At 64.7% G+C, this 13,747-nt stretch carries 13 protein-coding genes; 7 read left to right on the top strand and 6 right to left on the bottom strand.

Going from position 1 to position 13,747, the window contains the following annotated elements; genetic code table 11:
- Positions 1–29 precede the first annotated feature (29 nt).
- The 5 genes from pstS (at position 30) to ACFPQ5_RS02030 (ending at position 6,992) form a co-directional block, all read left to right on the top strand.
- Complete coding sequence (gene pstS / locus ACFPQ5_RS02050) at positions 30–1,058, top strand: phosphate ABC transporter substrate-binding protein PstS (RefSeq protein WP_379751632.1); 1,029 nt, start codon at positions 30–32, stop codon at positions 1,056–1,058.
- Between the two features lie 262 nt (positions 1,059–1,320).
- Positions 1,321–2,019 carry a quinoprotein dehydrogenase-associated SoxYZ-like carrier gene (locus tag ACFPQ5_RS02045; RefSeq protein WP_379751401.1) on the top strand — a complete coding sequence of 233 codons (699 nt, stop codon included), beginning with the start codon at positions 1,321–1,323 and terminating at the stop codon, positions 2,017–2,019.
- Entirely contained in the window at positions 2,020–2,928 is a 909-nt protein-coding gene (locus ACFPQ5_RS02040; protein ID WP_379751399.1) for a quinoprotein relay system zinc metallohydrolase 2, read from the top strand. It begins immediately after the preceding gene.
- A gap of 4 nt (positions 2,929–2,932) precedes the next feature.
- Complete coding sequence (locus ACFPQ5_RS02035; RefSeq protein WP_379751630.1) at positions 2,933–4,186, top strand: NAD(P)/FAD-dependent oxidoreductase; 1,254 nt, start codon at positions 2,933–2,935, stop codon at positions 4,184–4,186.
- A 130-nt stretch (positions 4,187–4,316) separates the two neighbouring features.
- Positions 4,317–6,992, top strand: coding sequence for a polysaccharide deacetylase family protein (locus ACFPQ5_RS02030; protein ID WP_379751397.1), 2,676 nt, complete (start codon positions 4,317–4,319; stop codon positions 6,990–6,992).
- A gap of 147 nt (positions 6,993–7,139) precedes the next feature.
- Here the strand turns inward: ACFPQ5_RS02030 and ACFPQ5_RS02025 are convergent, their stop codons facing one another.
- The 5 genes from ACFPQ5_RS02025 to ftsY form a co-directional block, all read right to left on the bottom strand.
- Positions 7,140–7,523 (bottom strand): VOC family protein, encoded by a 384-nt coding sequence (locus ACFPQ5_RS02025; RefSeq protein ID WP_379751395.1) that lies wholly within the window; start codon positions 7,521–7,523, stop codon positions 7,140–7,142.
- Positions 7,524–7,644: 121 nt separating this feature from the next.
- Complete coding sequence (gene rpoH / locus ACFPQ5_RS02020; protein WP_136220771.1) at positions 7,645–8,538, bottom strand: RNA polymerase sigma factor RpoH; 894 nt, start codon at positions 8,536–8,538, stop codon at positions 7,645–7,647.
- Positions 8,539–9,064: 526 nt separating this feature from the next.
- Positions 9,065–9,985: a permease-like cell division protein FtsX gene (gene ftsX / locus ACFPQ5_RS02015; protein ID WP_379751393.1), complete on the bottom strand. Its 921-nt coding sequence runs from the start codon at positions 9,983–9,985 to the stop codon at positions 9,065–9,067.
- The gene (locus tag ACFPQ5_RS02010; RefSeq protein ID WP_379751391.1) at positions 9,982–10,656 is read right to left on the bottom strand and encodes a cell division ATP-binding protein FtsE; all 675 of its coding nucleotides are present in this window, start codon (positions 10,654–10,656) and stop codon (positions 9,982–9,984) included. Before ACFPQ5_RS02010 ends, ftsX begins: the two co-directional genes overlap by 4 nt.
- A 6-nt stretch (positions 10,657–10,662) precedes the next feature.
- Entirely contained in the window at positions 10,663–11,757 is a 1,095-nt protein-coding gene (gene ftsY, locus ACFPQ5_RS02005; protein WP_379751389.1) for a signal recognition particle-docking protein FtsY, read from the bottom strand.
- A 266-nt stretch (positions 11,758–12,023) separates the two neighbouring features.
- Here ftsY and ACFPQ5_RS02000 point away from each other — a divergent pair, with 266 nt between their 5' ends.
- Positions 12,024–12,167, top strand: coding sequence for a hypothetical protein (locus ACFPQ5_RS02000; protein ID WP_379751387.1), 144 nt, complete (start codon positions 12,024–12,026; stop codon positions 12,165–12,167).
- Here ACFPQ5_RS02000 and ACFPQ5_RS01995 read toward each other — a convergent pair.
- On the bottom strand, positions 12,164–12,922 hold the full coding sequence (locus ACFPQ5_RS01995) for a DUF4261 domain-containing protein (RefSeq protein WP_379751385.1): 759 nt from the start codon (positions 12,920–12,922) through the stop codon (positions 12,164–12,166). The genes ACFPQ5_RS02000 and ACFPQ5_RS01995 overlap by 4 nt on opposite strands.
- A gap of 177 nt (positions 12,923–13,099) precedes the next feature.
- Between ACFPQ5_RS01995 and ACFPQ5_RS01990 the strand changes: the two genes are divergently transcribed.
- Positions 13,100–13,747, top strand: coding sequence for a hypothetical protein (locus ACFPQ5_RS01990; protein ID WP_379751383.1), 648 nt, complete (start codon positions 13,100–13,102; stop codon positions 13,745–13,747).

Below are 13,747 nucleotides of genomic sequence, written 5' to 3'. Positions count from 1 at the left end.
GGAGCCAAGAGAAAATGAAAATGAAGCACATGTTCAAAACGATGATCGCAGGTGCCGCAGCTGCGTTTGCGATGTCCTCTTCCTTTGCCGCCGACGTCACCGGCGCAGGCGCGACCTTCCCGTACCCGATCTACGCCAAGTGGGCCGAGATGTACAAGGCCGCCACCGGCACCGGCATGAACTACCAGTCGGTCGGCTCGGGCGCGGGCATCAAGCAGATCAAGGCCAAGACCGTCGACTTCGGCGCTTCGGACATGCCGCTGAAAGCCGCCGAACTCGATGAAGCCGGCCTGATGCAGTTCCCGGCCATCATGGGCGGCGTGGTCGCCGTCGTGAACGTGGAAGGCGTGGCTCCGGGCCAGCTGAAATTGACCGGCCCGGTCCTGGCCGACATCTACCTCGGCAAGATCACCAAGTGGAACGCGCAGGAAATCGCCGCCCTGAACCCCGGCGTGAAGCTCCCAAGCGACGACATCACCGTCGTGCACCGCGCCGACAGCTCGGGCACTTCCTTCCTGTTCACCGACTACCTGTCGAAGACGAATCCGGAATTCCAGCAGAAGATCGGCGCCGGCACGGCCGTGAAATGGGCAACCGGCGTGGGCGGCAAGGGCAACGAAGGCGTCGCCGCCAACGTCCAGCGCATCAAGGGTTCGATCGGCTACGTCGAGTGGGCCTACGCCAAGAAGAACAAGCTGTCGCACACCCAGCTGAAGAACAAGGACGGCCAGTACCTGCAGCCGGACGACGAGAATTTCAAGGCCGCCGCCGCCAGCGCCGAGTGGACCAAGACCCCGGGCTTCGCCGTGGTCCTGACCGACACCGCCGGCAAGAACAGCTGGCCGATCACGGGCGTCTCCTACATCCTGATGCACCGTTCGCAAGCGGACGCCGCCAAGGGTAAAGAGGTCGTGAAGTTCTTCGACTACGCCTACAAGAACGGCACCGCCGCTGCCGCCGAGCTGGACTACGTGCCGATGCCGGCATCGGTCGTCAAGCTGGTGCAGGGCGCCTGGAAAGCCCAGCTGAAAGATGCCTCCGGCGCGGCGATTTATTAAATGTAAGCGGGCACTGCCCGCACTAAACGGTAAAAGTAGGGTTGGCGGCGGTCTTCACAGGGACCGCCGCTTTTTTTTGCGCCTTCGCTCCTCCCGTCGCGCGCATGCGCTATAGTCATCTTGACAGCATTGAATCGTGCATCCTTCATGAAGAAAGGGTGATGTGATGAAAAACCCTCTGCAGAGACTATGCATTGCGTGTTGCTCTGCCGGTCTGGCGGCGCTGGCCCTGCCGGCCGCAGCTCAGGCCTCCTGGACAGCATTGCAGCAGTCCCATTTCCCCGGCAAGACACTGGAAGCGGCGCCGTTCATCCACCTGACGGCGCCTTCTCGCGCGCCCAGCGGCGAGCAGGTGCCGTTTGCCTTCAGCATCGATCATCCGATGACGGCGCAGCAGCACATCAAGTCGGTCACCGTCTTCGTCGACGAAAACCCGGTCCCGCTGACCGCGGTGTTTCACTTCAATCCCCAGAGCGGCAAGGCGGAAATTTCCACCAGAATCCGGTTTGAATCCGATTCCCCGGTCCACGTCGTCGCCGAAACCAACGATGGGCGCCTGTATGTGAATGCCGCCACTGTGCGCGCGTCCGGCGGTTGCGGCGGTCCCGTCAATGGCGACAATCCGGCGGCGCTGGCGGCCGCCGGCAAGATGAAGCTGGCGCTCGACGGGCCTTTCAAAAAGGGCAGCGTCAACCAGGCCAGGCTCCTGATCAAGCATCCGATGTACACCGGCTTGCAGCGCGACCTGCGCACGAACGGATTCCGGCCCGCCTTTTTCATCGACAAGATCGAAGTCAGCTATAACGGCAAGCCCGTGATGACGGCGGACACGGCCATCGGCATCAGCGAAGACCCGTTCATCCAGTTCGGCTTCGTTGCCGACCAGCCCGGCTCCCTGCAGGTGCGCATCCGCGACAATGCAGGCACTACGTTCCGCCAGTCGCTCGAGGTCGGTGGTTAGATGCGGCGCCTGCTCTGGCTGCTGCTCGCTGCCGTTGCCGCGCAGGTAGGCGCCGCGCCCTTGCGCCTCGAGCAGGTGGCGCCGGGCGTGTACGTGCACATCGGGCAGCACAAGGATTTCGAGGAAGGCTACGACGGCGACATCGCCAACATCGGCTTCGTCGTCGGCCGTGACGGGGTGGCAGTCATCGATACCGGCGGCTCGTATGCGGTCGGCATGGCCCTCAAGGAAGCGCTGCGCACCATCACCCGGCTGCCGATCCGCTACGTGATCAATACGCATGTGCACCCGGACCACGTGTTCGGCAACGCCGCGTTCGTGGAAGACAGTCCCCGTTTCATCGGCCATGCCAAGCTGCGCGAGGCGATGGCGCTGCGCGGCGACGGCTACCTGCGCAAGCTGACGAAGCAGCTCGGCAGCGCCGCTGTCAACAGCAGGCTGGTCGCGCCCGGCGAGACCGTGCAGGACCGATTGAGTCTCGACCTGGGCGGGCGCAAGCTGGAGTTGCGGGCTTGGCCGAACGCGCATACGAACAACGACCTGAGCGTGTTCGATGCCACGAGCGGCACGCTGTGGACGGGAGATTTGCTGTTCATCGAGCGCACGCCGTCCATCGATGGCGACGTCAAGGGCTGGCTCGCGGCGATGGATGCACTGGACAAGCTGCCGGCTGCCGCGACCATCCCGGGACATGGTCCCGTCACGCGCGACAAGCACCAGGCCCTGGCGCGGCAGCGCGCCTACCTCGACGCCTTGCTGCGCGACGTACGCGCCAGCATTCGCCAGGGTAGCGGCATGCTGGAAGCGATGGAGACGGCAGCGAGCTCCGAGCGCGGGCACTGGCAGCTGTTCGACGTCGTCAACCGGCGCAACGTCAACGCGCTGTATCCGGCCCTGGAATGGGAGTGACATGATGCGCAGGCGCGAGTTTCTGCAATGGGCACTGGCAGGATCGGCATGGCCGATCGCCGCCGCGGCCGGCAAGCGCGGCAGGGCGTCGGCGGGGCGCGTCGTGGTCGTCGGCGCCGGCTATGGGGGCGCGACCGCGGCCAAGTACGTCAGAATACTGAGCGGCGGACGCATCGAAGTCGTGCTGGTCGATCGGAATGCCGCCTTCATCTCCTGCCCGGTTAGCAACCGCGTGCTGGCCGGGCAGAAGACGCTGGCGCAGCTCAGCTTCGGCTACGACGCCTTGCAGCGGCACCATGGCATCCGATTCAGGCGCGGCGGCGTAACGGCCATCGACGCGGACAAGTCGCGCATTCATGTGGCAGGCGAAAAGCTGGCCTATGACCGGCTGATCGTGGCCCCAGGCATCGACTTCATCTACGATGCCTTTCCCATGCTGGCCGGCGCGCAGGAGCAGATTCCCCATGCGTGGAAGGCGGGGCCGCAAACGCGCAATCTGCAGAGGCAACTGATCGCCATGCCGAACGGCGGCGTCTTCACCATCGTGGTGCCGCCGCAGCCCTATCGTTGCCCGCCCGCGCCCTATGAGCGCGCCTGCCAGGCCGCGTTCTACCTGAAAACGCACAAGCCGCGCTCGAAGGTCGTGGTACTCGACGCCAATCCTGTCATCACCTCGAAGCGCGCGCTGTTCGAACGGGCCTGGCGCGAGCTGTATCCAGGCATGATCGAGTACCTGCCGGGCAGCGAGCTGCAGCAGGTCGACGTGGCCACGAAGACCGTCAGGACCGCCTTCGATACCGTGAAGTCGGACGTGCTGAACGTCATCCCGCCCCAGCGCGCGGGCCGGATTGCGCCGGACGCCGGCCTGGCCAATAGCGAGGGCCGCTGGTGCGAGGTCGACTTCCTCAGCTACGAGTCCATGGTCCTGCCGCGCGTGCACGTGATCGGCGACGCCATCGAATCCGGCCTGCCCAAGTCCGCACACATGGCCAATGCGCAGGCCAGGATCTGCGCGCGTGCCGTCGTCGACCTGATGCTGGGCGGCGCGCCCGATCCTGCACCGGCCTTTGCCAACACCTGCTACAGCTTTATCGACGACAGGCAGGCGATGCACATCTCGACGCTGTATCGCTACGATGCGGCAAAGAAGAGCATGCAGGCGGAAGGGCCCGGCATCCTGTCGGACCATGCGTCGGCACAGGAGGGACACGATGCCGATGCCTGGGCGAAGCAGATCTGGGGCGACGTATTGTCCTGACGGTGTGTCGTCTTCCCGAGACATCTCGCCGGATGCCACGCTCCCGGATGAGGACGGCGCCGCTTTTTCTCCACAGCGCGCATCCCGAATGTTATTGTTGCTCTAACAAAACTAATTACACAGAGCACTCGTGAAACGTAAATTTCTGTACACCGTGGCCGGCGTTGCCGCACTTGCCGGCGCGGCCGGGGGCAGCCTGATCGTCGGTACCCGCTCCGCTCCGCCCGCTCCCGTCCCGGTCGCCGCCCCGGCCGCCCCGGCGCTGGACACGAGCGCCGTCTCGGCCGACATGCAATCGCTGCTGGCCGCCTACCGCAAGATCATCGTCCTGACCCAGGACGAGGCCGCGCTCTCGAACGACGAAAAGGCGCAGGCGAACCGCGTCGGCCAGCAGCTGTTCCACGAAAACCAGGAGCGCATCGCCAAACTCGACGAGTCGATCGCCCGGCTGCTGGCCTCGAACAGCCCGGCGCGCTTCGACGCCATCGGCAAGCTGCTCGATTACGTGGAGTCGGGAGAAGGGCTGTACGATGCCGACCGCCTGGCCTTCCGCGAGGTGATGGCTTCCCTGCTGGCGCAGGTGGCGAAGGACTCCTCGCTGCCGGCCATCAAGCTGCACAAGCGCGTCTCGGAAGACCTCGATGCACTGGCCGAGATCGAGCGCAACTACGAGAAGGAGATCCGCGCCGTCTTCGGGCGTTTCGAATCGCGCGCAATCGACCTCAAGCGCGAGAAGTGGGAGAGCTATGTCGCCTACCTGAAGACCATCTACCAGCGCGAGCGCATCCTCAAGGATTACGGCGTGGTGCTGCCGTATCCGTCCAAGCCGGAGCCGGCCGCGCCTGCACAGGCCGGCCGCGAGGAAGCCGAAATCTTCGGCAAGACGCTGCCGAAGAAGACCATCGTGCTGACCTTCGACGACGGCCCGCACCGCCGCTACAGCGAGGAGATCGCCGCGATCCTCAAGCAGTACAACGCGCCCGCCATCTTCTTCAGCGTCGGCCGCAACATCGGTTCGCTCGACGCCCAGGGCAAGACCCAACTGAATGGCGGCGCCCAGGTCAGCCGGCGCCTGAAGCAGGCCGGCTATGTGCTGGCGAATCACAGCTTCTCGCACGCCCAGCTGTCGAAGCAGAGCGGCGACAATCTGAAAGCCGAGATCCTGAATACCGACGCGCTGCTGAAAGCGGTCGACCCCGAGCGCTCGGCCCTGTTCCGCTTTCCCTACGGCGCGCGCAACAAGGAAGGCATGCAGGCGCTGGACAATGCGCACCTGAAGTCGGTCATGTGGAACATCGATTCGCTCGACTGGGCCGATCCGGTGCCTTCGTCGATTGCGGACCGCGTGCTGCGCACCGTCGACAAGGAAGGGCGCGGCATCATCCTGTTCCACGACATCCACGAACGCACCGTCAAGGCGCTGCCGGCCATCCTCGACCGCCTGACAGCCGAGGGCTACCAGTTCGCAGGATGGGACGGCCAGGCCTTCAAGACAGCAGGCACGGCCGCGCCGGCTGCGGTGCCGCGCGCGGCCGCGACCGGCTATGCCAACTCCTGGGCGATCGTGGTCGGCATCGACAAGTACCAGAAGTGGCCGCAGCTGCAGTATGCCGTGCGCGACGCCGAGGGCGTGGGCCAGATGCTGGTACAGAAATTCGGCTTCGCGCCGGAGCGCGTGCTCACCCTGAAGAACGAGCAGGCGACGCGCACCGGCATCCTGGCCGCCTTCCACGACCGCCTGGCCCACGGCAACCTGCAGCCGAACGACCGCATCTTCGTCTTCTTCGCCGGCCATGGCGCGACCCGAAAACTCAGTTCCGGGCGCGACCTCGGCTACATCGTTCCCTACGATGCCGACCCCGATAAACTGGCCACCGATGCGATCCCGATGACGGAAATCCAGAACATCGCCGAGAGCCTGCCGGCCAAGCACGCGCTGTTCGTGATGGACGCCTGCTACAGCGGCCTGGGCCTGACGCGCGGCGCCGCGAACGCAGCCTTCCTGCGCGATAACGCGCGCCGCCTCGGGCGCCAGATGCTGACCGCCGGCGGCACCGACCAGCTGGTGTCCGACGGCGGCCCGAACGGCCACTCGGTCTTCACCTGGACCCTGCTGCAGGCGCTCGGCGGCAAGGGCGACCTGAACGGCGACGGCCTGATCACGGGCACCGAACTGGCGGCCTATGTGGCGCCGGCCGTGTCCAGCGTCTCGCAGCAGACGCCGGCCTTCGGCAGCCTGCCGGGTTCGGAAGGGGGCGAGTTCGTGTTCGAACTGCCTGAGGAAAGCGAGTTCCTGAATACCGCGACCACGCAATTGTCGAACGATGCGATCGCGCTGAATACGAAGCTCGACGCCCAGGCTTCGGCGCCGGCGGCGTCGGTGGTCGTCAAGGACCTGCAGGGTAATGAAACCCGCCTGACGGCGCCGGCCGCGATTCCCGTGTCGGACCGCCAGAAGGCCCAGCGCGCGAACGACCAGGGACTGCTGCTGTACAAGGAAAAGCAGTATGCGCAGGCGGAGGCGCAATTCACCGAGGCGCTGAAACTGCGGCCCGGGTTTGCGCTGGCGGCGAACAATCTCGGTTTCGTGTTTTACAAGCAGGAGAAGTATGCCGAGGCGGCGAGGTGGTTCGAGAACGCGGTCAAGATGGACCCGTCGCGGGCAATCGCGTACATGAATCTGGGGGATGCCTACTTCAAGGCGGGGGACAAGGCGAAGGCGAAGGGGGCGTATAAAACTTACCTGGAGCTGTCGCCGAATGGGTCGGGGGCGGGGTATGCGAAGCAGCAGATGGAGAAGACGTGATTGTTGCAGCCGCCGCGGGGTGATCGACCGGCGTAACGCGGGCATGCCCGCCCTACGGTGCACCGCCGTCCCGAATTCTATCGTTGGCCGTCGTGTAACGTAGGGCGGGCATGCCCGCGTTCACCGTCCGCCACCACGCGGCTCAACTCATGTACCGTTCAAATTCAACACATTCCCATCCGGATCCTTCAACCACGCCGCCTTCATGCCCTCGGCGACGTGGATATCGCCCTCCTGCCGCATCCCCGGCAAATCGTAATGCTCGAAGCGCACGCCCTTGGCGGCAAGCGCGGCAACAACGGCTTCGAGCCGGTCGCCGAGATCCCAGGTGACGGACGTCGCCTTGTTGGTTCCCCCATACGCCGACTGATAAACCTGCACCCGCGCGGCGCCGCTGCGGTAGGTGAGGAAATCCGGGTAGTGGCTGCGCCCGCTGTCTTCCTCGAGCCCCAGCACCTCGCCGTAGAATGTGCGTGCAGCAGCGATATCGCGTACGCCGACCGTCGCGATCGCATCCGTGTTTGCCAGCATGTCCGCCTCCATGGGTGAGAATCGATACGCTACCCCCATCCTGTCGGGTACAGCGCGCGCTTGCCGGGCAAAAAAAAGCGGCCCTCGCAGGGCCGCTGTGTCTTGCTACATGCCTGGCGCCTTACACGTACGCCGCCAGCGCACCTTTCATCTTCTTCAAAGCCGCCGACTCGATCTGGCGAATCCGCTCGGCCGAGACGCCGAACTCTTCGGCCAGCGTGTGCAGGGTCGCACCCGAACCGTCGTCATTGGCCAGCCAGCGCGCTTCGACGATGCGGCGCGAGCGTGGGTCGAGCTTGCCCAGCGCCGTTTCCAGGCCTTCGCTCTGCAGGCGCGTGACCTGCTCGGCTTCCAGCACCTTGGTCGGCTCCTGCTGGTCGGACGACAGGTAGGCGATCGGCGAGAACTTGTCGTCTTCGTCGTCGGTCGGCGCTTCCAGGGCGATGTCGCGGCCCGAGAGGCGGGTTTCCATCTCGATCACTTCCTCGCGCTTGACGTCGAGCATCTTCGCCAGGTCGTCGACCTGGGTCGGGGTCATCGCGTCCAGGCCGGTCTTGTTGCTGCGCAGGTTGAAGAACAGCTTGCGCTGGGCCTTGGTCGTGGCGACCTTCACCAGGCGCCAGTTCTTGAGGATGTACTCGTGCATCTCGGCCTTGATCCAGTGCATCGCGTACGACACCAGGCGCACGCCCTGGTTCGGGTCGAAACGCTTCACGGCCTTCATCAGGCCGATGTTGCCTTCCTGGATCAGGTCGGCGTGCGGCAGCCCGTAGCCGAGGTAGCCGCGCGCGATCGACACCACCAGGCGCAGGTGCGAGAGCACCAGCTTTTGCGCGGCGTCGAGATCGTTCGCTTCCCGCAGGCGCTTTGCCAGCGAAACCTCTTCCTCGTGGCTCAACATCGGCAGGCGGTTGACGGCGGAAATATACGCGTCGATGTTACCGAGATTGCCGGTGAAGCCGAGGTTCAGGGCACGGCTGCTGGTCGGAACCAATGCGGATTGTGCGGACATCATGTTTTTCCTCGTAGAATAATCTTTGCTGCATCGGCCGGTCAGCGGGACATCCCGGAGCCGGTTGCACGCTGTTGTTTCGATGCGTGCCCAATGCGGATCAGACCTTGTTTACCTTCTCTTGAGCACATATATTAGCACTCTCCATGTGAGAGTGCTAGCGACCCCCGGGCTTCTGCGGGTCGTTTAAGTTTCATCAAAGTATTTCTCTACGGTATCGAAAAAATGGCTGATTTACTGTAGAGCAGAACCCTGCATAACTGTTGAGATAGATTAAATGTACTGGGCTTGCGTGTGCTGTCAGGACTCAGGTTACGGGCGCGGGACCGGCATTTTCTGTTAATTGGCGCACCGAGAAAAGGCATCCAGAGCGGCTTGCGCATCTGTCTGGCGCGGCAACGGCATGCGCGCCTACAAGCCGGGGCGTGAAAATTCGCATGGCGGCACCATATCCGGATGCCCGGGCGCCAAATGAAAAAGGGCGACAAGGACTGGCCCTGTCACCCTTTTATTAAGCAAAAAACAATGCTTAGCGCATGCGCGCCAGGTGTCGTTGCACTGAGAGCAAGGCGCCGGTCAAGCCAAGGCCGGCGCTGATCGCCAGCAAACCCGCAGCTTCCAGGGGACCCAATGGTGCCAGCTGGAATTCCGAGGCGTACAGCCTTGCGAATTCGGCAATCGCACTGTTCAGCGGATTCAGGGCCAGCATTACCGCGCCCAGGGCGACGGCGCCGGCGCACAGGCCGAGCAGGGCGCCCGTGTAATAGAAGGGACGGTGGATGAAATTATCGGTCGCGCCCAGCAGCTTGGACACGGCAATTTCCTCGCGCTGGGTCAGGACCTGCAGGCGGATCGTATTGAACACCACCGCGATCACCACCGCGCCCAGCGTGATTGCCAGCAGCAGCAGCGCCAGGCGCAGGATGCCGAGCAGGGCGGCCAGGCGTTTCACCCAGGCCGAATCGACCTGCACGGTATCGACCCGGGGCAGGGCGCCCATCTGCTCGACGATGCCGTCGATGCGCGCGGCCTCGGAGGTGCTGTTGAAACCTTCCAGCTTCATCACATAGCTGTCGGGCAGCGGGTTCTCGCCCAGGGTGTCGAGGGCGGCGGACAGGCCGCTGCGGTCTTTCAAATCGTCGAGTGCCTTTTCGCGTGGCACGAACACGATTTTCGCGTTGCTGCCCTGCAGGATCTGGCGCAGCTGCGGCTCCAGCCCCTGGGCGTCCTCGCGCGTCGCGCCGGGATTGAGGAACAGGCTCACTTCCGGATCGACCGACAACTGCTCCGACATCGGGCGCACATTGTCGAGCAGGGTGATGCCGGCGAAGGGGAGCGCGAGCGCGACCGCGACGACCAGCACGTTGAACAGGAAACTGCCCGGCGCCTTGCGCAGGGTAGCCAGGGCCGCGCCGAGCGCGAACTGGTGCTGGCGGATCCACGGGCTCATGCCGCACCTCCCACGTTGCCGGCAGAAACCAGCTCGCCGTGCTCGAGACGGATCACGCGCGCCGCGCCGTCGAGCACCTGCTCGTCGTGGGTCGAGATCAGGCAGGTCACGCCGACCGAATTAAAAGCGCGCAAGGCGTCGAGCACCTTGTCGGCCGCCACGCGGTCGAGATTCGCCGTCGGTTCGTCCGCCAGGATGATCTGCGGCCGGTTGACGATGGCGCGCGCGATCGCCACGCGCTGCTGCTCGCCGCCCGACAGTTCGAGCGCCTGGGCCTTGGCGCGGTCGAGCAGGCCGACCTTGTCGAGCGCGGCGCGGGCGCGCTGCTCGGCGCCGGCCTTGGGCGCACCCGTCACCAGCAGCGGCAGCATGACGTTGGCCAGGATGTTGCGGTCGTTCAGCAGGCGTTGGTGCTGGAAGATCAGGCCGAGCTTGCGGCGCAGGAAGGGGATGCCGGGTTTGCCCAGCTTGCCGATGTCCTGGCCGAACACGACCACGCGTCCGCTGCTGGGACGCTCGATGGCGGCGATCATCTTCATCAGCGTCGACTTGCCGGCGCCCGAAGGACCGGCCAGGTAGACCAGCTCGCCCTTGTTGATGTTGAGGGACACCTCGCGCAAGGCGGTGGCGTCGGCGGAATAGCGTTTCGAGACGGAGTGGAATTCGATCATCGAGGATTATCCCAGCAGCGCTTCAACGAACTCTTCTGCATTGAAAGGCTGCAGGTCGTCCAGCTTCTCGCCCACGCCGATGAAGTACACGGGCACCGGACGCGTGCGTGCGATCGCCGCCAGCACGCCGCCCTTGGCGGTGCCGTCGAGCTTGGTGATGACGAGACCGGTCAGCTGCAGCGCATCGTCGAAGGCTTTTACTTGCGCGAGCGCGTTCTGGCCGGTATTGCCGTCGATCACGAGCAGGGTCTCGTGCGGGGCGCCGTCCATGCCCTTGCCGATCACGCGCTTGATCTTTTTCAGCTCTTCCATCAAGTGCAGCTGGGTCGGCAGGCGGCCGGCGGTATCGACCATGACGACGTCCGTGCCGCGCGCCTTGCCCGACTGCACGGCGTCGTAGGCGACGGCGGCCGGATCGCCCGAAGCCTGCGAGATCACGGTGACGTTGTTGCGCTGGCCCCAGACCATCAATTGTTCGCGCGCGGCGGCGCGGAAGGTGTCGCCGGCGGCCAGCAGCACGGATTGATCGGAGCGCTGCATGTGCTTGGCGAGCTTGCCGATGGTAGTGGTTTTGCCGGCGCCGTTGACGCCGGAAATCATCATCACCAGCGGCTCGTGGCGGCCCAGTTCCAGCGGCTTCTGCAGGGGCTGGAGCATCTCGATCATCAATTCCTTCAGCGCCGTTTTCACAGCGGCGGCGTCGAGCAGCTTGTCTTCCTTGACCTTGCGGCGCAGGTTGTCGAGCAGGAACTGGGTGGCGTCCATGCCGGCGTCCGACATCAGCAGGGCGGATTCGAGTTCCTCGTACAGGTCTTCGTCGATGCGGGCGCCGACGAACAGCAGGGACAGGTTGCTCGAGGTCTTGGACAGGCCGGCCTTCAGGCGCGCCATCCAGGATTTTTTCTTCTCCGCTTCGGTCGTGGGACGCTCGGCGGTTTCTTCGATGAACAGCTCGGCTTCAGGCAGGCCCTGGGTTACCGGCTCGGGCGCCAGTGCGGCCGGGGCCGGTGTGGGTACAGGCGCCGGGGTGGGCGCAGGGGCGGGCGCCGGCACAACCTCGGCCGGCGTGTCGGCTTTTTTTCTTTTAAAGAAACTAAACATGGATAGCGTGGGTGGAGGTGGTGCATGCACATGCCGGGACTTCTTCACCGGCACGACGAAAAGGGTCGCGCGTATTTTACCAGAGGGACGTACTGACGAATCGGCAACGAATTGGGGCAGGGCGCAGCCTGTCAATATGCGCAAACGCGACAGTTCGGCTGCCCTGTCCGCATGAGTCAAGCGACCTGACGCGGTCGAATCGTGCGCCCCAGCCTGGTTTTGCGAACAGGTCTACAGTAAGAACTCATCAAAAAGGAGGGAATGCCATGACACGCTTGCGCAGTGCTGTCGCCTGGTTGTTCATCATTCTCGTTGCGCTGTTCCTGACGCAGCCCGCGGTGGAGCAGCGCAGCGTGTTCGATGGGCCCTTGCCGCTGCCCGCCGAACTCGAACCGCTACTTCCCAGTTAGCGCTTGCGGGTCCACCAGTTACCCTTCTTCTCGGGCACCAGCGGCACCAGGCGCCAGGCGCCGTAGGGATTGTTGAACAGCGATCCATCGCCGTAATCGATGGCTTCCGTTCGTTCGACCCGGTACACCGGCTTGCCCTCGCTGACCGAGAAGGTGTGGCCATCTTCGAACTGGGGCGCATGTTCGAGCAGGTAGCGCGTGAAGAAGCGCAGCATGTCGGCGGCCTGCGTCTTGTCGCCGCCGCTGGTGATCGCTTCCGGCAAGCCGAAATTGTGCATGCCGCAGGAATACACCTCGGCGCCGGCCACGTACACCACCAGCGCGCGGTGGGCCGTCAATTGGTCGAGCTGTTCGCACATGTCGATCCAGTAGGCCGGGGCGTGGGCGATGCCGGTGCTGTCGACCTTCACGCCCAGGCCGCCGCTGTCGACCAGGGCGGCGCCGGCGCGCATCATGGCGTCCGCCGCCTCGCGCGATCCGCCCGGCCCGACCAGGTAGGCGACCGAGCGGTGGTCCTCGATGTCGGCCATCGCGATGGTGGTGGCCCAGTGCGGCCCGGCCTTGCGGAAGTCGTCGGCCAGATCCGAATCGGCGCGCTGCAGCACGAGCTCGCAGGCGAAGCCGGTCTCGCTGTCGCGCAGCACGTTGCCGGCAAGGGAATAGCCGATGGCGCTGAGGGCGATCTCGTCGGCCAGGACGCTGCTGCCTCCCCATGGACCGGGAATGCACAGGACCAGTTCCGGGATGGTGCTCACTGCTTGTCTCCTTGTTATCGTTCCGGCTGCCTGCCGTGTTTGACGTCCCTGTCGAGCAGCATAGCCGGTTCGGCGCAAGACTGCTTTTTGCAATCGAAGCGTGTGCGGGGGCATGCAGCTTACATACCCGCGAAGGCAGGACTTGACCCGCTGCCCCGCTGGCGGGATCATGGACAGATGAGCACACCGCTGGAACAACGCCGTGCCTTTCTTCGCCTGCCGCTCGGGGTAGCGATGCTGCTTGCCTTGCCAGGGTCCGCTTTCGCCCAGCCGTCCGCCGGGGCCGCCTTGCGCACGGTGCGCCTGACTGTCGCCGGTCATCCGTCCCTTGCGGAAAACGTGATCTGGCAAAAGCAGCCGCAGCAGGACGGCGCCATCGTGATCGGCCTGGAGTCCGATCTGTACGCCATCATCGCGGGCGATCCGAAGGCGGTGCTGTTATTGGATGTCGAAGCAACCCAGCCGGGGGCGCGCGTCAGCGTCCGGCAGCGTTCCGTGAGCTTCCTGAACCTCAGCGAGGAGGGGCCGCATATCGACGTGCCGGGCACCGATGTACGCAGCGGCTGGACTGTGCTGGGAGCCGCGGCGGCCGGCCGTTTTCGCGTCCTGGAAACAGTCGATCAGCCCGTCAAACTGGATCGCAGGCATCTCGCCAGGGTGCTCGCAAGCGAGCCGAGCTGGCTGAAGCTGGCGCAGGCCTGCCGTGGTCCGAACGAGGGCGCCTGCTATACGGTGACCGATCCCGAATTCGAGATCACCGTCACCGCAGCCGATGGCAGGACCACGCGCAGCATCGTGTGCGTGTTCAAGCCTACCGGCTGCTGA

The organism is Massilia suwonensis, assembly GCF_042655665.1.
Lineage (GTDB): Bacteria > Pseudomonadota > Gammaproteobacteria > Burkholderiales > Burkholderiaceae_D > Telluria > Telluria suwonensis.
The sequence above is the reverse complement of the archived record's forward strand: the minus strand, read 5'-3'. Positions and strand labels throughout refer to the sequence as shown.